At 46.3% G+C, this 19,029-nt stretch carries 17 protein-coding genes; 3 read left to right on the plus strand and 14 right to left on the minus strand.

Features of this window, described 5'->3' with window-relative positions; translation table 11 throughout:
* Positions 1–36 precede the first annotated feature (36 nt).
* From JM642_RS14110 to JM642_RS14145, 7 genes are all read right to left on the minus strand, one after another.
* A complete protein-coding gene (locus JM642_RS14110; RefSeq protein ID WP_203432022.1) occupies positions 37–906 on the minus strand; it encodes a hypothetical protein in 870 nt (289 codons plus the stop codon).
* Between the two features lie 552 nt (positions 907–1,458).
* On the minus strand, positions 1,459–1,761 hold the full coding sequence (locus JM642_RS14120; RefSeq protein ID WP_203432024.1) for a hypothetical protein: 303 nt from the start codon (positions 1,759–1,761) through the stop codon (positions 1,459–1,461).
* Between the two features lie 130 nt (positions 1,762–1,891).
* Entirely contained in the window at positions 1,892–2,668 is a 777-nt protein-coding gene (locus JM642_RS14125) for a hypothetical protein (RefSeq protein WP_203432025.1), read from the minus strand.
* 340 nt (positions 2,669–3,008) lie between these two features.
* Positions 3,009–3,488 carry a hypothetical protein gene (locus JM642_RS14130; RefSeq protein WP_203432026.1) on the minus strand — a complete coding sequence of 160 codons (480 nt, stop codon included), beginning with the start codon at positions 3,486–3,488 and terminating at the stop codon, positions 3,009–3,011.
* On the minus strand, positions 3,488–4,195 hold the full coding sequence (locus tag JM642_RS14135; RefSeq protein WP_203432027.1) for a DUF3800 domain-containing protein: 708 nt from the start codon (positions 4,193–4,195) through the stop codon (positions 3,488–3,490). The genes JM642_RS14130 and JM642_RS14135 overlap by 1 nt, the downstream gene beginning before the upstream one ends.
* Positions 4,195–5,967, minus strand: a complete 1,773-nt coding sequence (locus JM642_RS14140) for a restriction endonuclease subunit S (RefSeq protein ID WP_203432028.1) — start codon at positions 5,965–5,967, stop codon at positions 4,195–4,197. The genes JM642_RS14135 and JM642_RS14140 overlap by 1 nt, the downstream gene beginning before the upstream one ends.
* Positions 5,967–7,469 (minus strand): N-6 DNA methylase, encoded by a 1,503-nt coding sequence (locus JM642_RS14145; protein WP_203432029.1) that lies wholly within the window; start codon positions 7,467–7,469, stop codon positions 5,967–5,969. The genes JM642_RS14140 and JM642_RS14145 overlap by 1 nt, the downstream gene beginning before the upstream one ends.
* Before the next feature lie 249 nt (positions 7,470–7,718).
* Here JM642_RS14145 and JM642_RS14150 point away from each other — a divergent pair, with 249 nt between their 5' ends.
* Complete coding sequence (locus JM642_RS14150) at positions 7,719–8,126, plus strand: hypothetical protein (RefSeq protein ID WP_203432030.1); 408 nt, start codon at positions 7,719–7,721, stop codon at positions 8,124–8,126.
* A 175-nt stretch (positions 8,127–8,301) separates the two neighbouring features.
* Here the strand turns inward: JM642_RS14150 and JM642_RS14155 are convergent, their stop codons facing one another.
* A complete protein-coding gene (locus tag JM642_RS14155) occupies positions 8,302–8,451 on the minus strand; it encodes a hypothetical protein (RefSeq protein WP_011626831.1) in 150 nt (49 codons plus the stop codon).
* A 74-nt stretch (positions 8,452–8,525) separates the two neighbouring features.
* On the opposite strand from JM642_RS14155, the gene JM642_RS14160 reads away from it, so the two are divergent.
* Positions 8,526–8,873, plus strand: a complete 348-nt coding sequence (locus JM642_RS14160) for a hypothetical protein (protein ID WP_203432031.1) — start codon at positions 8,526–8,528, stop codon at positions 8,871–8,873.
* A gap of 22 nt (positions 8,874–8,895) precedes the next feature.
* On the opposite strand, the gene JM642_RS14165 is transcribed toward JM642_RS14160, so the two are convergent.
* Positions 8,896–11,337 carry a DEAD/DEAH box helicase family protein gene (locus JM642_RS14165; RefSeq protein WP_203432032.1) on the minus strand — a complete coding sequence of 814 codons (2,442 nt, stop codon included), beginning with the start codon at positions 11,335–11,337 and terminating at the stop codon, positions 8,896–8,898.
* A gap of 471 nt (positions 11,338–11,808) precedes the next feature.
* On the opposite strand from JM642_RS14165, the gene JM642_RS14170 reads away from it, so the two are divergent.
* Positions 11,809–12,201, plus strand: a complete 393-nt coding sequence (locus JM642_RS14170) for a group I intron-associated PD-(D/E)XK endonuclease (RefSeq protein ID WP_203432033.1) — start codon at positions 11,809–11,811, stop codon at positions 12,199–12,201.
* A 412-nt stretch (positions 12,202–12,613) separates the two neighbouring features.
* Here the strand turns inward: JM642_RS14170 and JM642_RS14175 are convergent, their stop codons facing one another.
* The 5 genes from JM642_RS14175 to JM642_RS14195 are packed head-to-tail and all read right to left on the minus strand — an operon-like array spanning position 12,614 to position 19,024.
* Positions 12,614–13,084: a hypothetical protein gene (locus JM642_RS14175; RefSeq protein WP_203432034.1), complete on the minus strand. Its 471-nt coding sequence runs from the start codon at positions 13,082–13,084 to the stop codon at positions 12,614–12,616.
* Positions 13,085–13,094: 10 nt separating this feature from the next.
* On the minus strand, positions 13,095–13,760 hold the full coding sequence (locus tag JM642_RS14180) for a molecular chaperone TorD family protein (protein ID WP_203432035.1): 666 nt from the start codon (positions 13,758–13,760) through the stop codon (positions 13,095–13,097).
* Between the two features lie 57 nt (positions 13,761–13,817).
* Positions 13,818–14,492: a DMSO/selenate family reductase complex B subunit gene (locus JM642_RS14185; RefSeq protein ID WP_037416111.1), complete on the minus strand. Its 675-nt coding sequence runs from the start codon at positions 14,490–14,492 to the stop codon at positions 13,818–13,820.
* A gap of 13 nt (positions 14,493–14,505) precedes the next feature.
* The gene (locus JM642_RS14190; RefSeq protein WP_144345634.1) at positions 14,506–17,016 is read right to left on the minus strand and encodes a DMSO/selenate family reductase complex A subunit; all 2,511 of its coding nucleotides are present in this window, start codon (positions 17,014–17,016) and stop codon (positions 14,506–14,508) included.
* A 19-nt stretch (positions 17,017–17,035) separates the two neighbouring features.
* Entirely contained in the window at positions 17,036–19,024 is a 1,989-nt protein-coding gene (locus JM642_RS14195; RefSeq protein WP_203432036.1) for an MtrB/PioB family decaheme-associated outer membrane protein, read from the minus strand.
* Positions 19,025–19,029: the final 5 nt, after the last annotated feature.

Below are 19,029 nucleotides of genomic sequence, written 5' to 3' on the forward strand. Positions count from 1 at the left end.
TTGAAGAGCCAGGAAGTTGCACACCTTCGTAGCTTCCTATCTATCTGTGACATAAAGATGTGTTTGGCAGTCCGGACAGGGGTTAACCTTATTACGAATACCGATAAACATTTTGCCGCAACCAAGGCACTGGCATTTGAGCTGTTGATGTACAGGGATAGATAAAACATGGCTTCCGGTAGTTAATTCTTTCAGTGCCTTATTGATATCTTCATCTCTCTTAGCAATACACGCCTTCTCTCGGGGATGATAATACCAATCTTTAGCCTTGACACTTGTTTGAAGCCAACCTAATAACTGGGCTCTGGCGGTTCCTAGTTTTCCAGTTTTGGCCATCGGCTGATGGTAAAAAAACGTTGATAAAGCATCGATATTGAGTATTGCTGCACCAGCATTCAACTCTTGTAATAATGGCCTTTCGAGTTGGCATTTGCGCCCTCGGTATTCCAAATAGATCACTAGAGAGGCTTTATTGAATTCATATAAAGCATCAACTTTATGCCCGCAAAAATCAGCATCTACCGTAAGATTTACATCCGCAGTGACTTTTAACTCCTGCTCTTTAGATACCTTAACTTCGGGAGGATACTTTTCTCGTAAAACCTTTGGCACACTAACAGGCTTAAGATATTCAGGTAACTTGAGCGATGCGCCTTCCCGCAGCAATTGATGGATCATCATCCTCACTGAAACTTCAAAAGAAAATTCGCAATCAACAATGTCTGCTTTAGGTGTATTTCTGGTGTGGTGGGTAAAGTGCCATTCTCGCTCATCTCCCTGATGGGCGGACAAAGGCAAATGACAAGAAGGGCAAATACAATCGCAGGCAAGCCCCCGCTCGACCTCTGCAACATCTTTCCATTCGCCAGTGATTTTATCCTGCCCGAAAGGTACACCTAATTTCATTTCTACCATCCTTGAACAAGGTTAATCCCATCACATCTGCTTAGTTCCAGCGGCTAAAGCCTCAATCCGCGCTTTCAATTTGTCCGAGTCCATCGCTGGGGTCTCGGTATGCAGTATAGCGTGGCAGTTGGGGCACACAGGTATCAGGTCGGTGATGGGATTCACCTCTCTTTCATCATCAGCCAAGGCCAAATCCGCCCGGTGATGCACATGGATAAAGCCACGCCCGAGCTCACCATAAGTGCGTTCAAAATCAAAGTCACAGATCTGGCAAATGGGTCCAAAATGCGCAATACAGGCACGCCTTGCTGCCGGGTCTCGCTCGTGGACTGTGAGCTCTATGGTTTTCACAGCGCCTTCGTGATATGCAGGCTCTGGTGCTTCATACGTCTCAGTAAGGCTTTGTTCTGGCGAGGCAGCGGTTGTATTCCCTGCTGACTCACCGTCGTTTGAAGGTGGCTGAAGCGCAGTAAAAGCGCTACCGTAAAAGACTTCGGCCAGGGATTGGAACTCCGCCAGAATGCCAGCCAGTTGCCGCTGTTTACCAGCGCCTTAGGCATTGTAATAGCGAATATGCCCTGCGACTGACCGAAGTACAGCAACGAACTCATCGACATTCATCTCGCCCATAAATCGCTGTAGATAGTAGCGGGTCGCGCCGTTACTGATGGTTTTTTTGTAGGTTTCACCTGTCGGCATAATTTGGAGTGCAGACAGGTAGAACGACGCAGAAGGACGACCAAAACCTGTTTCAACCATCAGCTCAATTGCACGATTGCGGTGAAATCGGCCTTCGCGCATGGCTTTGGCAATATCAAAAGCGGGTTCGTATTGTTGTGGGGTTATTTTGGCCATCGTTCTTCCTTGAAATAGCAATTGTGCTCAAGCCAGTATAAATGAATATAAACCAGACTCTGTAACGGCATATCGGTCAAGTGACTGAGAAACCCTTACAGACTTTCAACCATCAGATCATGATCTGGCATCAATAGATGCCGCGGGACTTATATGACGAAAAACCAATAACGTGAGCATTGGAACCTTGGCTTTGAAGACACAATTCTGTGCAGATAATTCGATAAATATGGGTTGGAAATCCCCCATCAAAGTCCCACCTGTCAACGCCATCACTCATTCTGGCGATACCGGCTATATTGGGATACTTCCTGCCAAGCCGATTGGCTACAATGTACTGTGACAACTGCTTGCTATAACGAAAGTTCAATGGCCGCATCTCTGCCAAAAGCTCATGCAACTCCTTGGCATCTTGTTGCGTTAAGTCATATTTGACTTGTAATCCCTGAATCGACGTTGCCGTAACTATCGACTTACTCCCGGCGAGAGACGTAACAGCGTTCGATTGTTTAACTGGGATTACTGAATGAAGATTGGCTTTACTAACAAGTGGCAGGGTCAAAAGATTAATAGAAGACAGGGTAGGTTTGCTGACCACAGTCTTGGGCGCAGGCTCAGATAAAGAACCGCTCGGCTTAGTGCTTGCCGCGTTACTTGCATGTTGAAACAAACGGCCGTCGGCATACCATCTTTGCAGATATGTTAGTATCGTTTCCAGCCGATTTGTGTTTTGTGTGTGTGAAAACAGATAAACATCTTTAGCCGCCTTAGCGACCTTATTGTATAGCAAACCGCGGATGCTTAAAGTAATTTGCCCATTTTCCAACGCGCTTAACAGTGACGAGAGTGATTGTTTTTGGCTACTACTTTGCTGCCATGTTGGATTGTCTGTCGAAGACATTTTCATGTGCCTCCCCTCATTGCCCTGGTCAGCATTCCGATGCTGACTCTTGTGTGCCAAAAGCGACTCAATTATTTTATCCAAATTGAACATGCAATCCCTTCCCTAGCGTTTGCCCCTACATTACCGTCTAGCGTGAACTATTTCTTAAAATAGAAATCATTATTAAACAATAAGATAAACTAACCAACCCAATCCTTTACTTGACACATCCCCAATAGGGACCTACCATCCGCCTATCTCATCTACCATCTTTCGAGAGTAAGTGTAGAAGGAGTTACGGCCCCGTCCTTTTCGGAGGGCGCGGCCAGCCAAATGCCCTGCCGATAGACAATAACTCCCCCAACTAGATTGCCCCGTAGCGTTGCCAGCGCTTGTTGTATTTGCGCCTTTCATGTTCGTACTCAATAAAGAACGCTGTCCACGGCAACATAAAGTCACCACGGTCATCCAATACAACCAGGTATCCTTCTTGTTCAAACCAGATGTAGATCCGCTGCCACTTCCCCTTGGGTTCAGCCCAGACCTTTAAAACCGGGTCGGTACTGTTATCTATCACAGGTCTTGGCCAGCGAATGCGTTCACAACGGCGCATGTCCGGTAAACGCTCAGCCTCGTCCTCACCGGTTGACATCATATGCCAGAAGGTCGCAGATTTTCCATCATATTCAGGGTGTCGCTTCAAGCCTAGGCGCTTGCCCCTGAACTCAGGTTTGCTCATCACAAAGTCCTGCTCAAACGCAGCGTAAACCGCTTCAAAGTAGCGTAGCCAATCGCCATGGTGATCTTCAAGTAACAGTAATGCTGGCAGCCATACAGGTTGCATTACCAACCTCCTCTGCCGTTCCATATCATCAAATTGAATTTACTTTCCCGAAGCAGCGTATTGTGGGTCAGTTTATAGCCACTGCGCTGGCGGATCCGTTCTATCAGCGCCAACTTGGCCTCACTGCCATTCAAATGTCGATGTAAATAGCCCAAGGCGCCAATCAGCAAATCAGCTACTTGTAATAGCTCAGCCTCATGGGAATGAATACGCTGCACACGGTCGATGATTTTTTTTGAGTAATCATAGGCATTGTTACACAGCACATCGTGCAACTTGCTCACCCGCTCATGGCCCAAGGTGTCTTTGATATCGATATAGACGCGATAGGTGTTTTGCGGCTCAAAGATGGTTTTTAACATGACAAAGTACATTTTGTAGTACCAGTCATCATGGCTTTGGCCAAACGCCTGGTGATCCAGTTGCGACTTGTCCGGGATCACCAAACCACGAAAGTGCAAATCATCATCATCGAAAAAGTAATCCAGCACATCCATATAAAAACTGAGCTTAGACTTGCTGACTTTGGTCCATTTAACCTCAAAATCGGCTGGCAGCTTGTGCCTTTGCTTAATCTCCCTTAAGCGAGTGGTTATCTCCAGCCGCTTATCCAGCGGGCACCACACCGCGCCCAGCACCATCGCCGGTTGTCCATCACTTTCAAGGTGGCAGGACTCATCGCAATACACATTGAATATCTGGCTCATCAGGCAAGGGCTCCTTCCACCAGCGACTCGGCCAAAGCAAGCTGGGTCTGCTGGCTGGTTTGCAGGCGAGATTTAAGTTGATCGCAGAGGGTCATTAACTGATCCACTCTATCCATAATATGGTTTTGCTCCTTTATAGGACCCAACGGAATAGGAGCAAGTTTAAGCTTATCTTGAGATATATTCATTTGGCTTTCAGCCATGCCAGATTTGGAATCATCAATATAGACAGCTGTTGCACCAGCATTTAGGCATAGAGATATAAAACGCTCCGACAAACCAACTTCAACCAAGTGAAATCGAATTATTTTGTCAGAAATCATCAGCTTTGGTCTGGTTTTTTCAACTAAGCATGAAATTCCTACTCTATTTTTAGGGCCAGCACGAGTAATTAGGATGTCGCCAACCATAACTTCATACTCGGGTCTCGGAGTCTTTGTTTTATCAAGAACTTTGTTCTCATATTCTCGATACTCCAAGGTTTGTACTGCTGTTGTCTTCAGGACACCCCAAGTATCAATATCTGGTGAGGATTCAGGAGGACAAGCAGGACTCCAGCCTGCATCCATTATGGTTATGATGTCTTTTAAATGGCACCATTCCCATCCCTGCGGTAGTTCAAACGGTTTTTCGTCTTCACTAATCGCAGGTAGCGGTTTCTCTTTTTTGATTTTCTTCTCTTTGACCAGTTGCGCCTTTTCGGCGGCGATGCGTTCCAGCAGGGCGGAGGCGGGTTCATCGCTGGGGTCTTGCGGTACCAGCTTACCCATCACCGCCAGTTGCAGGATGGTCTGTTTCAAGGCGTCGATGCTGGCCTCGGTGGTAAAGAGGGTATCGAAGTGAGTGCTTAGCCGCGCCCAGTTTTGTGCCAGTTCATCGGCGTCGGTGCTGTCGGTCAGGGTCGCCAGCAGGGCTTCCACCAGCGTCTGATGGGCCGCCAGCTGCGACTCGCTGCACTGCTCCAGCTGGTCACAGAGGGCCATCAGTTCATCGACTTTTGTAACGATACTATGTTGTTCTGATAATGGGGGTAAACAAACAACTATTGGGTATAGCTTTCTTCCAGAAATTACAGGTTGTGCAGTTGCATTATCATTTTCATTAAGGTCTGTTGCTTTTAACAACAAAAACAAAAAATTAATATCTATATTGAGATATGAAAATTTGGTGACAAATGCATTGTCTGTAACCCATGCCTTTTGGGGTGTTATATGAACTGACCCACAGTAAAAACCCACTCTTCCAATAACCAAAGTAGGTTGACTGACATTATATTTATCGTGATAACCTGTAATTCCATTCCCACCAAAAACAGGAATATCACCATCAACAGCCATCTGCTTCGATGTGAGTCCATCACCAGATGATATATTAATAATATCATTCAGCCTGCACCATGCCCATCCTTTTGGTAATTCAAATTGCTTCTCTTCCTCACCAATTTCAGGCAAGGCTTTGGGCATTTTAATTTTGCCCTCTTTCACCAACTGCGCTTTTTCGGCGGTAATCCGTTCCAACAGCACGGAGGCCGGTTCATCACTGGGGTCTTGTGGCACCAGTTTGCCGCGCACGGCCAGCTCCAGGATCAGCTCGCGCAGCTTTTTGATGCCGGTGAGTTCCAGCTTGCTATTGCTACCGCGTCCGGCACTGCTTTTCGGGCGCACCGCCGCAGTCCAGAGATCCAGGTAGTCACTAATAGCTCCTGCATAACTGACATTCACGCCATCCATGGCGCTCTCGGTAATCAGATTTTCTATTTTCAGAGCAGCCATTATGCCTGCTCCCCTTGCTTGGCCGCACCTTTGCCCAAGGCATCGCCCAGAATGGCTTTTAGCTGGTCACGCAGGGTCTGGATTTCAGCCTGCTCTGTGGCATAGCGCGCCAGCAGCTCGTCAGGGTCATGGCTTATCTGCTCGCCGACATGGGGGTTTTTGATATCGAGGTTAAAGTTGCGCTCGATAATTGTCTCGATACTGACCTTCCAGGCTTGCTCGTTCTCTACCCGAGCAGCAAAGCCATCCGCCTCATCGCCCCACCAGGCAATCTCGGCTTCGAACTCCTCGAACTTCATCGGCTTGGTCTTGCTGTAGTTTTTCACCCCAGCCGGATAGGGGTGCTCGTAGAACCAGACATCCTTGGTGGGCTGGCCCTTGGTAAAGAAGAGGATATTGGTCTTGATGCCGGTATAGGGGGCAAACACGCCGTTGGGCAGCCGCACTATGGTGTGCAGGTTGCACTCGCTGGTGAGCAGTTGCTTGATCTTGGTTTTGACCCCTTCGCCAAACAGGGTGCCATCGGGCAGCACCACTGCGGCGCGCCCCCCTTTGCCATTGCTAGTACTGCCATCTTTGAGCACTTCGATGATGAGTTGCAGGAACAGATCGGCGGTTTCACGGGTTTGCATGTCGGCTGGGAAGTTTTTTTCAATACCGTCTTCTTCGGTGCCGCCAAAAGGCGGGTTGGTGATGATAACATCAACATCGTTATCCCAGTTTGACAGTGGCTGGCTTAGGGTATTGCCATGTTTGATTTGCACCGGCACTTCGATGCCGTGCAGCAGCATATTGGTGGTACACAATAGATGCGGCAACTGTTTCTTCTCAACACCATGAATTTGTTGCTGTAACTGTTGATGCTGGGCAGCGGTGCTGACCTGTGCCTTTAAGTGCTCGACTGCGCAGGCCAAGAAGCCGCCGGTACCGCAGGCAGGGTCTAGCACCTTTTCACCCAACTGGGGATTGATGCGATTAACCATAAATTTGGTCACAGCGCGGGGGGTATAAAACTCACCGGCATTACCGGCGCTTTGCAGATCACGCAGGATTTGCTCGTAGATATCACCAAACAGGTGGCGCTCACTGGAGTCAGTAAAATCAACCTCGTTGAGTTTGTTGATCACTTGGCGCAGTAAGGTGCCGTTCTTCATGTAGTTAAAGGCATCGCTAAAGGCCTCTTTCACCACATAACCACGGGGGTTGGTGTCTTTGGGGGCGGTTAAGTTTTTGAGGTCAACAAACAGCTCGTTGTTGACGAACTCTAAAAGCTCATCGCCAGTGATGCCTTCTTTGTCTTCGGCCCAGTTGCGCCACAGGTATTCACTTTGTATAGGTGAACGATAATCATCCTGCTCAAATTCCAGTTCTTGTTCCTGCGCATCAAATATTTTAAGAAACAGCAGCCATGAAAGCTGGCCTAGGCGCTGGGCATCGCCATCGACGCCTGCGTCTTTACGCATGATGTCTTGGATGGATTTAATAACGGAACTGATGGACATGAGAGAAATACCTGAATACCGGAAAATGCTTGGGATAGTAGCAAATTAGTGGCGTCAGTACACGAATTGAGGGGATATTGACGAGCAATATAATTGGATGGCGTGAATAAAAAATCGCCTTGTAGCAAATAGTTAATAACATACATCACAAAATCAATGTCTCTAGATAACAAGGACTGTTAAGGAATAAGTCTTTGTGCTTAAATGCGCATCACAACAACTCATTAACATGGACGAACGTGAGATACGATGATCATTGAATGCCCCCACTGCCGACACGATAACGAAATAGAGTATGCAGAACATATCCGCTGTAAAAAGTGTGAGAAGGACTATAAGGGGTTTAAATTTTCAAAGCGCAAATGGATTGCTACCGGGACCCTTGTTGTTGGCGTAGCTTTTGGTGTTCATACGGGCAAAGACCACTTATTGCACGACAATGCCGATCGTTATCCGTTGGATGTGGAATATGCCTTTTTGGACAGCTGCGTTAATGGCAGTAATAACCTGCTTCCCGCCAGCAGGTATCAGGATAAGCGTAAGGTGTGTTTATGCGCGATGAAAGAAACTCAAAAACAATTGAGCTATCTCGAGGCACAAAAAAATATCGACAATTTTAAGGCCACACTTCGGCTAAATGCCCGCAACTGCAATTAATCTAAAGAGAAAAAGGCCTACATCATGTGCAGGCCTTTGACTTATCAGTTCAGATTATTTTTTGGGCGTGTTACCACGCCCAAGGCCGGATGGATTACCCGTCTTGCTTGGGTAATTGGGATTTGGCTGAGGCTTTGCTGGCGCATAAGCAGGCGATTTAGTCATCACTGTCTCCTTATTTACCAGCATTTTGGTTTTTTGCTGCTCCGCTTTGGGCGCGGGCAGCGAAAGAACCTTTGGGAACTTGGCCACCATTCTGCTTGGCGGTACCAGACTGAATACGAGCAGCGGCTGCGGGTGTCATTGGGGTTTTATTGTTGGACATAATCAATTCCTTTAATGAGTTAAATGGGTGTCTTCGCTAAGACAGGCACAGAATCGCACAGGGATCGGGGACAAATGGGGACAGCACAAAAACAAAAGCAAATTAAAGAAATACTGAGCAAGCTACAGCTGAGTATTCGCAAATTCGCGGGCCTGGTATATGAAGCGCTGTACGATGATTTTGATGAAGAGGCAGAGATTAAGCTGGCTGAAACAATAAAAAAGCAGCTGAGCCGCAAGACGACACCTGAAGCGACTCTGGATCAATACCTTGAGATACTGGTCGAGCAGCCAGGCTTTGAGGCATTGCAACTTGGGTACATTAAAAGCCGCTATGTACCTCACACCTGTTTAAGTGATGAAATGACCGAGGCCATGATCCTGCTTTCTGCCGAGCTGGATTCCCAGACAGAGCAAGTCTGAGCTAGTACACCTGAAGAGCTAATCAGCCCGCTGATTGGTAGATAGCGGCCTCAAGCTCGCTGATAGCCTGCTCGTAATCAGCGACATCCCCAAAGCTCTTTTTCACAATTTCCATAGGGCGTCCCAACTCAGTAAAGGGGGCGACCTTCAATACCTGACGGTTTTCAATCTCCTGCACTCCTGCGTCGGCATACTTGTCGAGCAGGCTTTGGAGCACTTGCTGAGCGGTATCTGAATATTTGGTGAAATAGTTGCGCTTTTTCACCTGCTCGGCACGCTCGCGGCGGGTGAGTGGCGGCTGATCGTACACCACATGGCATATAAGGTCGAAGGGGTCCATTTCTTTGCCGACCTCTTGCTCCAAGAGCTCCCAGACGATCCCCAGAGTTGCCAGTTCCTCTATGACGGCCTGCTTACGCTCGGCGCCATGCCAGCGCTTGATAAACTCGTCCATAGAGGCAAACTCTTTAGACAGGGTTTTACGGGTGTAATCTTTAAATGACTCGGTAACCAGTTTGCCATCAGTGTCGTAATACTGTACCCGCTCCGCCAGCGCTTTTACGTCCACGCCGTTAACATGGAATTTGCGGACTTTATCTTCACTTTCCCAATCACTATCGTTGCCCTGCTTGTTATTGCCTGCCCCCACCTGATAGCTGGATGGCGGCTCCTGAATCGAGCCGGGATCGATATCCTCACCACCAAAGATTGAGGCGGGGTCATCACTGGTTGCATCAACATCATCTCCCGAGATGTTATTTAAACCTTCTTCGGTATCGAAGTCCTCTGGCTTAACTTGCTTAACCCGCTCGGGGGTGCCGTCGAAGCGCTCGTCGGCAAATAGTTCAGTAGCCTTTTTGAAATCGAGAATGGTAAACCACAGTTTGTTGTATCTGTCGTCAATGCGGGTTCCACGGCCGATGATCTGCTTGAACTTGGTCATCGACTGAATGGATTGGTCGAGCACCACTAGTTTACAAGTTTTGGCATCTACGCCGGTAGTCATCAGCTCTGAGGTGGTGGTAATGACCGGATAGGCTTTTTTCGGGTTGATGAAGTTATCCAGTTGGCCTTTGCCTATTTCATCATCTCCGGTGATCTTCATGATGTATTTATCATTTTTGGCCACTTGCTCAGGATTGAGGTTCACCAGCGCTCGGCGCATGCGTTCCGCATGATCGATGTCATTACAGAACACTATGGTTTTGGCCATGGGATCGGTGCGCTGCAAATACTGAGTAATCGTTTTGGCCACCAGTTCAGTACGCTCATCAATGACCAAGGTACGATCCATGTCTTTTTGGTTGTAGATGCGATCTTCAATTTCATGCCCGGCTTTATCCAGCTGGCCTTTGCTTGGGCGCCAACCTTGAACGTCCACATCAATATCGACGCGGATCACCTTATATGGCGCTAGGAATCCGTCTTCAATGCCTTGCTTGAGTGAATAGGTATACACAGGATCACCAAAGTATTCGGTGTTGGAGACTTCATCGGTTTCTTTTGGGGTAGCGGTAAGGCCAATTTGAGTCGCAGCGGAGAAATATTCGAGTATTTCACGCCAGGCGCTGTCTTCGGCAGCGCTGCCACGGTGACACTCGTCCACAACGATGAGGTCAAAAAAATCTGGGGCAACTTGTTTATACGCTTTTTGGCTTTCTTCTGGGCCTGTTAGCGCCTGATAAAGCGCGAGATGTATTTCGTAGGCTGGGTCTACAGTTCTGCCGGTAACCTTGGTCATGGCCGGACCGAAGGGCTGAAAATCATTAGTTTTAGTTTGATCGACTAGGATGTTGCGGTCGGCAAGAAACAGGATGCGTTTTTTAGCGCGGGACTTCCACAAGCGCCAGATGATTTGAAAGGCGGTGTAAGTTTTCCCCGTGCCAGTTGCCATCACCAAAAGCACTCTGTCCTGCCCTGCTGCAACAGCCTCCACAGTTTTATTGATGGCTTGAAGCTGATAATAGCGCGGCGCCTTACCGTTGCTGTCAGGATAATAATCCTGAGTGATAACCGGCAAATGCTCTGTCTTGTATCCCTTCCAAGTGCAGTACTTGTCCCACAGCTGCGCTGGTGTGGGAAAATCTTCGAGGGTAATAGTGGTTTCGAGTGCTACAGGATTGGTTTTATCGTGAAAAACAAAACCATCTCCGTTTGAGGCAAATATGAAAGGCACTTCCAGTAAGGCTGCATAATCCAGCCCTTGTTGCATTCCCTTGCCAATTTCGTGCTTGTTGGCCTTGGCCTCTATGACAGCCAGTGGCATGGATGGCTTGTGATAAAGCACTATGTCGGCTGATTTTACTTTGCGCCTTGCAGCCACCTGACCACGAACAATCACTTTACCATCTCGAAGTTTTACCTCTTGACGGATTTGCGTCATATCGTTCCATCCTACTTGCTTGATGGCTGGTAAAATGAACTTGGAAATGATATCGGCTTCAGTTAACAAGGCTTTTTGCATTAGTAGGCTTCCGCTACATCCATGGGTTGGAATATATTTTGATTCTCGCACAAAGAAACTGATTCAGGTAGCGGTGAACCTGAGTTATTTGATTTAAGACAATGGGATAGATATTTAAAATCAATCAAACACACGCAGATTGGCACGGACAAATACATTCTGTACAACCATCAGAAAGCAACAGAAGATGCAGACTCAGCACGGCTTCCTCCGAACATCTACCATATTGACAGTCTCAATATTGAAGTTTATGTTAAGGCCGTAAATTAGCACGCGATTCACCAGTGTGATACTGAATTGGCATTTATGGAGAGTATGGGTTGAGCCCGAAATCCAAGCTTGGCCGCTTTGCCATGGACTACATCCATTAGGAGTAGTTGTGAATCCTGATTGAAAGACTCCCATAAGGGGGCTTTCGCCACCGTTTGAGCAGCCATGAGCCAACGGGGGCATTAACTCAGGATCATAACTATGCCAATCAAACAGATCGAAACCGCCCCAAAAACCGCTCAATTTTTTAAAAGTGTATCCTATGAAACTCTAGCAGCATCTTGGCTACAGGCTGATGGCTGGGAAGTCTTTATGCCCCTTACCGATCATGGCAGTAAAACGGATTTGCTTATCTCAGATGGCAGACAGTTTTATCGTATCCAGGTAAAGTCACTGCAAACCAATGATGAAAATACTGAAGTGGAAGCCCAATGGCCAAAACATAAGATTGACTATGTGCTGTACTTTTCTCGAGTAGGGAACTGGGGCTACATTACCCCACCTTTCCAAGGACGTGTAAAACTGAATCGTAAAGGGCATATTCGGTTTCACCAACATCCTAAAAACTTCAATACAATGTTCGCCCAAATTTAGGGTAATTTTTATGCAAAAAGTTTTTTAGGTACATTAATAGGTGCATCGAATTAATCAAAAATAAAAATTCACTATTTAAATTAATAAATTACAAAACAAATTCAGATGACGCCGCCCAAATATAAGAACGAAGACGTCTCAGGAGGTCTTTTTTCTTGCCTAAAACAACAAAAAATCAATAACTTACGGTGCATTAACATCTAATTACGTCCAACTACAGCTTTGATTTTTAGGTACACCTGAGGGTACACGGCCTTGACTTCGAAACTACAGTGTACCCATCATGACCATTGTCACTACTCGCCTAACAGATAAAGAAATCAAAACGGCAAAACCAAGGGATAAAGAATATAACCTATTTGACGGTGACGGACTCCGCTTAAGAATTATCCAAACAATGGATTTTGAACTATTACAATCCCCCCATGTTTCGGGTATTTGTGCGCAATTGTAGACGATGCATCATAAGCTGTTTAGATAAACGCTCAATCATTGAACAAATGGACTCAGAAACACTATCAACCTCTTGTGTCTTAGTATATTTTCTCCGCCAAACCTCAGCTAAAGTGAAAATAAGTTGTTCCGCTTGACTTAGAGATTGATGTGATAACTCTCTGATAAATAAAACTCTACAGCATTCAAAAAAGCAATGTAGCACAATATTATCCGGTAGTTTCTGCTCATTCATTGTTTTATCGAGAACTAACCATTGTGGCTGACCTTCAATAAAAATAATCGCAGACATAATATTAGTGACTGACGCTAATGACGTACCGCCACAACATAAGTCGTGAATATTTTCACAAGCAGCCAAATTCAATTGAAGTCGGTAGGCAAGCTGGGCTTTTAACCATTGATGACTCACTGCTGTCACAAACGTCATGAACTAACCTTTAGCGATAGAGTTTTACGGTTTGAGGTATCACGTTAAACTTCGTACCTAAATGTGCAAAAAACACTTGAGCAAGCATAGATATGCCACGATAAAAATCAGTCTTTGCATGAAGCTCTGCTAATGCCAAACAGCGCCCCGCCCAAGGTAAAGTATGTTGTTGCAACAATAGCGTGCAGACTCTCACCTTTTGTGTGTCATTGGGGTTTAACGCTAATTCATCAAACAAGTATTGCAACACTAATAAAATCAAGCCTAAATGGTCTACGGGTTCATTTCGCGTCAGAGATAACTCGATACCATGGGTGTTATAAAAGCTAACCAGATTTTGAGTCGAAGCCTCATTCAGTAACTGCCCCTCACTGGTGTATACCGATCCCCAGGGGGCAGCTTTAGGATCGGCAGGGCCAAAAAATAGCTGCCCATAGTCTAATTGAAGCTCGATTAATTGCGATTCATCATCCTGCCATTGAGTCAAATAGCTACTTAGCAAAGCTTTTCCTGACTGTTCACCTGTCGAGAGTTCAAGCTCTGGCCACTGTGTTGCTAACTCATCTCGCTTAAATTGTGTCAGTAACGGCATATTAGGGTACGAGTACAAAATGTTATGTAGCACTTTTGCCATTGCACCCCAGGTTTGGTAATCATTCGTGTTGATTGTTGACATAGTGTTCCTTTTACAAACGAAGAAAAATGAGGGGACTAAGCCCCCCCATTTTCACTATTACACTTCTGCGGGGTTTAATAATTGCCCACTACCACCAACTGGTTGACCATTTCGATTGGCCTTAATAATCAAGTTTGGTGAAGTAATTGAGGGCGATGGTAAGGGGGCAATATGACCATCACCCTCTCCATATTTCGCTCGTAAATTATCCATAGTGTCAAAGTCGAGTGCCCGTAAAGGACAAGAATCAACGCAAATAGGCTTTTTACCTTCCGCGAGTCTATCGCTGCAACCATCACATTTAGTCATCACTTTACGCTCAATATCTAGCTGAGGAGCATCATATGGGCAGGCTCTCGCGCAACTTTCACAACCAATACAAAGTTCAGTGGCAACTTGGACTAATCCATCTTCACGGCGCTTATGCATTGCACCTGTTGGACAGGCTTTAACACACACAGGCTCACTGCAATGGTTACAACCAATAGACATGTAGTAAGCAAAGACATTTTGCTCAAAACTACCATCGATGTTTTGCGACCAATTACCACCACCATATTCATAAACACGGCGCCAAATAATACCGGGCAAATTAGCGACACCATTATTCATCACATCATCTTTTGCGCGAACCAAGCCAGTCATGCGATCCTTACAGGCAATATGACAGGTTTTACAGCCAGTACATTTGCTGCTATCGAAATAGAAACCATATTGTGTTTGTTGAGTCATTTTCATCTACCCCTTATGCCTTGACGATCTGCACGCGATTGGTGTGTTGTGGGTTTCCCTTTGCGAAAGGGCTTGGTTGGTAACGAGTTAACGTATTAATACAGCCACCAACATCAATTGGGTGCCCGCTCCTTCCAATCCGAGCGATATCAGGTTGATACCAAGCACCCTGACCTAAAGCCACAACACCTGGGGCAACCCTTGGGGTAATCCGTACAGGTAATTCAACTGTGCCACGATCGTTCCACATCTGTACTTTATCGCCACTTCTTAAACCACGACCTAAGGCATCAGTTGGGTTCATCCATACTGCATCTTCTGCGGCTTCGCGCAGCCATGGCACGTTATGATAACTTGAGTGTGTACGCCCCTTGGTGTGATAACCCATTAATTGCAGAGGATAATCATCCTTAGTATCTTCATCGTCGTAGCCTTCCCATGTGGGTTGATACATGGGAATTGCAGTGATGTAATCGCCTTTAACATTAGGATTAAAGATCCAATCTTTACCCTTTTGCGCCATCGACAATGAGTAGATCTCTACCTTACCGGATGGTGTGCTCACCGCTTTACCGCCATTGATATAGCTATCGAGTGCAAGTACTGGCGTCTTACTAAACGCACGGAACACACCAATCTTTTGCGCTTCAGCGTAACTGTTAGGGAATGCAGGTTGTGCATCCGTATTCGCGCTATTTGTGCGAGTCTTTTGGTATAGTTCCTCTAACCAAGCGGCTTCATCTTTACCTTCTGTGTACTCCGCTTCTTTACCCATTTTGGCAGCAATTAAGCGTCCCATTTCAAACATCGAAATGCTTTCCCACATCGGCTTAACGGCAGCCTTCATGGCAACGAGATAACCCATGATCCCGGATGCATAGCTATCATTGACTAAGTCATTCGACTCTAACCAAGTGGTATCTGGTAGTAAGATGTCCGCATAACGTGCGCTCGGTGTCATCCAGCAATCACACACGACTATAAGTTCACATTTGCTGTCATCTTCGAGGATTTTAGCGGTACCGTTACAGTCTGAATGTTGGTTAATTAATGCGTTACTGTTAATCGCAAATACCGCTTTAATATCTGCGCCAAGTGGAGTATCTAAATCAGCTGTACCACGGATCCCATCTTTACGCGCCGTCATTTCATGGCCACGCTCTATCGCTTCTGCCCAAGTAAAGAAAGAAATGGATTCTTTAACCGGATTATTACCACCGCTCATACCTGCACGGTTTAAACTGCCTTGATAAGGCAATGCACCATTACTAACACCTGGCTGCCCTACTTTGCCGGTTAGGAACGAAAGCATATAGCAAGCACGCATGGCTTGTTCACCATTAGCATGACGGTTTACGCCTGCACCAGTCACAATAAACGGTGCTTTAGCATTCATAATCTTGCTAGCGACAGATTTAATATTTGCTTCTGATATTCCGCAAATTTTAGCTGCCCAAGCGGGGGTTCTTGGGCCATTATCGACAAACTTACCTTCACCAAGAATGTAGTTGCGATAGTTGTCTTCAACGTCGATATAAGGCAAATATTGAGTCTTTTTAGGATCGCCACTTGCGGTAAATTCAGCGACAAGTTTTTCAAGAGAGGCCTTGTCAAATCCAACGCAATACTTATCTAAAAATGCCTTGGAATGCGTATCAACCCATCCAGAGCTAATCATTTCATAGGCAATCGCTTCTGCAAATGCCGCATCGGTTCCTGGTCTAATCGGTAACCATTGGCTTTCTTTACCCGCCATTGAGTCCGTATAACGTGGGTCCACCATAATCACTTCAAGGTTCGCATTCGCCTCAAGCGCTTTTAAGAAATCATATCCTTCACCCGACCCACTTTGACGCATTTCACTTGGGTTGTAGCCAATACCGAGGAACAGATCACTATCATATAACGCCGTTAAAGAAGAACCTGATGTGCTACCAAACCCAGTTGCTGCGGCCGCTTCATTTTGTTGTGCCCAAGAATAGTTACCATAAATCTTCAGGAATCCCCCATTCAGATTGAGCACACGATCAAAACACGCTGAGCTAGCAAATCCATAATAAGCCCCTGTTCCGTAGTGTTTCAAAATCGACTTATTACCGTAACTACTGGCAATACGCTGAATTTCACTCGCAATCGTTGAAGCAGCCTCATCCCATGATATTGGCACAAACTTAGCTTCTCCACGCTTACCAACACGCTTCATAGGTGTACGTAAGCGATCTGGTGCGTAAGTTCGGCTGCGAAGTGAACGTCCACGGGCACAGGCGCGGATCTGGTGGTTGCCGTATTCATCGCTAGTTTCATGATCAGCTTCAATACGGGTAATGATGCCATCACGACTAAATACTTTGATGGGGCAATTTGAACCACAGTTAACCAAACAAGATGACCAAGTTTGTACTTCATCACCTACTGGCGGCTTAGGTGGCACCACATTCACATCACTAGAACCTGAATTACAGCCAGTGACCGTTGCTGCACAGCCCATGGCTGCACTCATTTTTAGAAAACTTCTGCGTTCCATTGTCTTTACCTCTTATTAATCAAGGCAGCAGGTAGCTGAAGGTAAACATCAGCAAGTGCGCGTTGTAGTTATGGTTTAAGTCGCCTAGGGTGATTAACCCAGGAATGCTATTGACTGCGGATTGGCTATAGTCGGTGTCGTAATAACGCTCGTACTGATAACTTAGCTTGAGCCCCATACGCTCACTCAGAGCGTAGCGACCATAGAGCTCGACACTGTGGTTATAGGAGTAGTAATCGCCGTATGGCTGGACCTCGTTATAGGTGACTAAGGTATCGCTTGCGGAGTTGGAGAATTGATAATTCCCACCAAGTGTCAGCCTGTCATCGAATAAACCACTATAGGTAAACCCTGCACCTAAATTGATAAATTCATCAGCAACATCGTTATACCAGTCTGGTGAGGAAAACGATTGGCTACCGGCGATGGCGGAGTCTATCCATTGTTGGCTTGCAGAGGCATAGAGGTGCAATTGCTCAGAGAGTTGCATCCCCAATTGCAGGTCATAACCATAATCGGTCGATTCAGTGAGGCCTATAATGGTTTTAGCGTAATCATCCTTGGCATAATATCCATTTAAATCAATAGTCAACCACGAAAGTGGTACATAATTCACCTTCAGATCAACCGCCTGACGCTCACGGTCTGCGAGATAAAACTTACGCAATAGTGGATTTTCTTCAATCGAGGTATTTTCGACAGCGTTGTAGACCGAGCCGCTGCGGTTCTCATAGCGCCCACCAAAATCAATCACAGTGTTTGCCAAGGATCTGATATTCAGCTTGGCCCAAAATGCGTCATCATGGGTTTGTTCTCGCTCAAGGAAACTGCGTTCTACCTCTTTACGGTCGTAGCCTCCCATGAGGCGATACTCACTGTTAAAACGGTAACTGCTGTGGAGTTTGTATGTCAGCCTTTCGATGTCCATGGGGACATTTTGCTTAAACGCACCACTGACATTATCAAACTCTAATTGCGCAAACTCCCATACAGAGCTTTTATTATCGCGTTCGCTATAGTCAATCTGACCGTTAACACGCCATCGCGGGCTTAACATATTGCTGAAGCCAATCCGCGCATCTAAGGTATCAACCTGACCATCCCAGCTTTGTAATGGATTACCACTGACTTGGATTAAATCGCCATCTTGAAGCATACGTCCAGCGGCGAGACGGCCATTGACGTTGCCACGTCCAAGCATGTATTGCCCAGATAACGAGACTTGATGGGCATCATTATCAGGCGTAGCAGCATACACATCGGGCGAATAAGGTAAGCTTAAGTTATCAATATTATTTCGGTAAAAACTGCCATGGTAAGCCAGCTCGCTTAACCAATTTTCACCCGAAATATTCAGGCCAGCATTGAGGTTATCAGTGTTAGCATCAACAGGCAGTGCAAAGTTAACAGGGCGAGGAGTTACTAAACTACTGCGACGATTACCCGTTTTTTGTTCGTGGTCGTAGTTAATAAACGCCTGCATGACGCCATATTGCGCGGCTAATCCCAAGCCCACCTTTTCGCGTTCCAGCTGTAAATCGACATCTCGAGTCGCAGTGTCTGGCAAAAGTAGGCCATTGTTGTGCCACAACTGCGTTTGCGCTCGGCTGTCGTATCGAGTTAATAATTGATAATCAAGGTTCAGGGCATACTGTCCAGACCGACCTGCATCAAGGTGGGCATAGCTGTTCTCTAGTCCCAATTGATATGCTTGAACATTAGCTTCATAACCCGCATTGCGATAACCTACGTCCGCATCCATAGCCGCGCGCAATCCATCGCTGGCATCGCCAAAGGCATTCCCCGCATGAATATCATCATTCTTGGCCCAGCCTGCACTTAACTGCAGCTCAGCTTGATAACGCTTCTCTCCTATGCAGCTTTTACACTGATAAGCATCCAACTTTAGCCCTTGCAGATTAGCTTTGTGCACAGAAAAGTCTGCAGCACTCACACCACTGGTAGCAGCAAGCAATCCCAAGGTAATGATATTAAGTTTAAAAGACATGGCAG

This window comes from Shewanella sp. LZH-2, from assembly GCF_016859145.1.
In the GTDB taxonomy this organism is placed as follows: domain Bacteria; phylum Pseudomonadota; class Gammaproteobacteria; order Enterobacterales; family Shewanellaceae; genus Shewanella; species Shewanella xiamenensis.

Coding starts and splice junctions, on each gene's coding strand:
- JM642_RS14110 (WP_203432022.1), bottom strand. CDS start 906: ATGAAATTAGGTGTACCTTTCGGGCAGGATAAAATCACTGGCGAATGG.
- JM642_RS14120 (WP_203432024.1), bottom strand. CDS start 1,761: ATGGCCAAAATAACCCCACAACAATACGAACCCGCTTTTGATATTGCC.
- JM642_RS14125 (WP_203432025.1), bottom strand. CDS start 2,668: ATGAAAATGTCTTCGACAGACAATCCAACATGGCAGCAAAGTAGTAGC.
- JM642_RS14130 (WP_203432026.1), bottom strand. CDS start 3,488: ATGCAACCTGTATGGCTGCCAGCATTACTGTTACTTGAAGATCACCAT.
- JM642_RS14135 (WP_203432027.1), bottom strand. CDS start 4,195: ATGAGCCAGATATTCAATGTGTATTGCGATGAGTCCTGCCACCTTGAA.
- JM642_RS14140 (WP_203432028.1), bottom strand. CDS start 5,967: ATGGCTGCTCTGAAAATAGAAAATCTGATTACCGAGAGCGCCATGGAT.
- JM642_RS14145 (WP_203432029.1), bottom strand. CDS start 7,469: ATGTCCATCAGTTCCGTTATTAAATCCATCCAAGACATCATGCGTAAA.
- JM642_RS14150 (WP_203432030.1), top strand. CDS start 7,719: ATGATCATTGAATGCCCCCACTGCCGACACGATAACGAAATAGAGTAT.
- JM642_RS14155 (WP_011626831.1), bottom strand. CDS start 8,451: ATGTCCAACAATAAAACCCCAATGACACCCGCAGCCGCTGCTCGTATT.
- JM642_RS14160 (WP_203432031.1), top strand. CDS start 8,526: ATGGGGACAGCACAAAAACAAAAGCAAATTAAAGAAATACTGAGCAAG.
- JM642_RS14165 (WP_203432032.1), bottom strand. CDS start 11,337: ATGCAAAAAGCCTTGTTAACTGAAGCCGATATCATTTCCAAGTTCATT.
- JM642_RS14170 (WP_203432033.1), top strand. CDS start 11,809: ATGCCAATCAAACAGATCGAAACCGCCCCAAAAACCGCTCAATTTTTT.
- JM642_RS14175 (WP_203432034.1), bottom strand. CDS start 13,084: ATGACGTTTGTGACAGCAGTGAGTCATCAATGGTTAAAAGCCCAGCTT.
- JM642_RS14180 (WP_203432035.1), bottom strand. CDS start 13,760: ATGTCAACAATCAACACGAATGATTACCAAACCTGGGGTGCAATGGCA.
- JM642_RS14185 (WP_037416111.1), bottom strand. CDS start 14,492: ATGACTCAACAAACACAATATGGTTTCTATTTCGATAGCAGCAAATGT.
- JM642_RS14190 (WP_144345634.1), bottom strand. CDS start 17,016: ATGGAACGCAGAAGTTTTCTAAAAATGAGTGCAGCCATGGGCTGTGCA.
- JM642_RS14195 (WP_203432036.1), bottom strand. CDS start 19,024: ATGTCTTTTAAACTTAATATCATTACCTTGGGATTGCTTGCTGCTACC.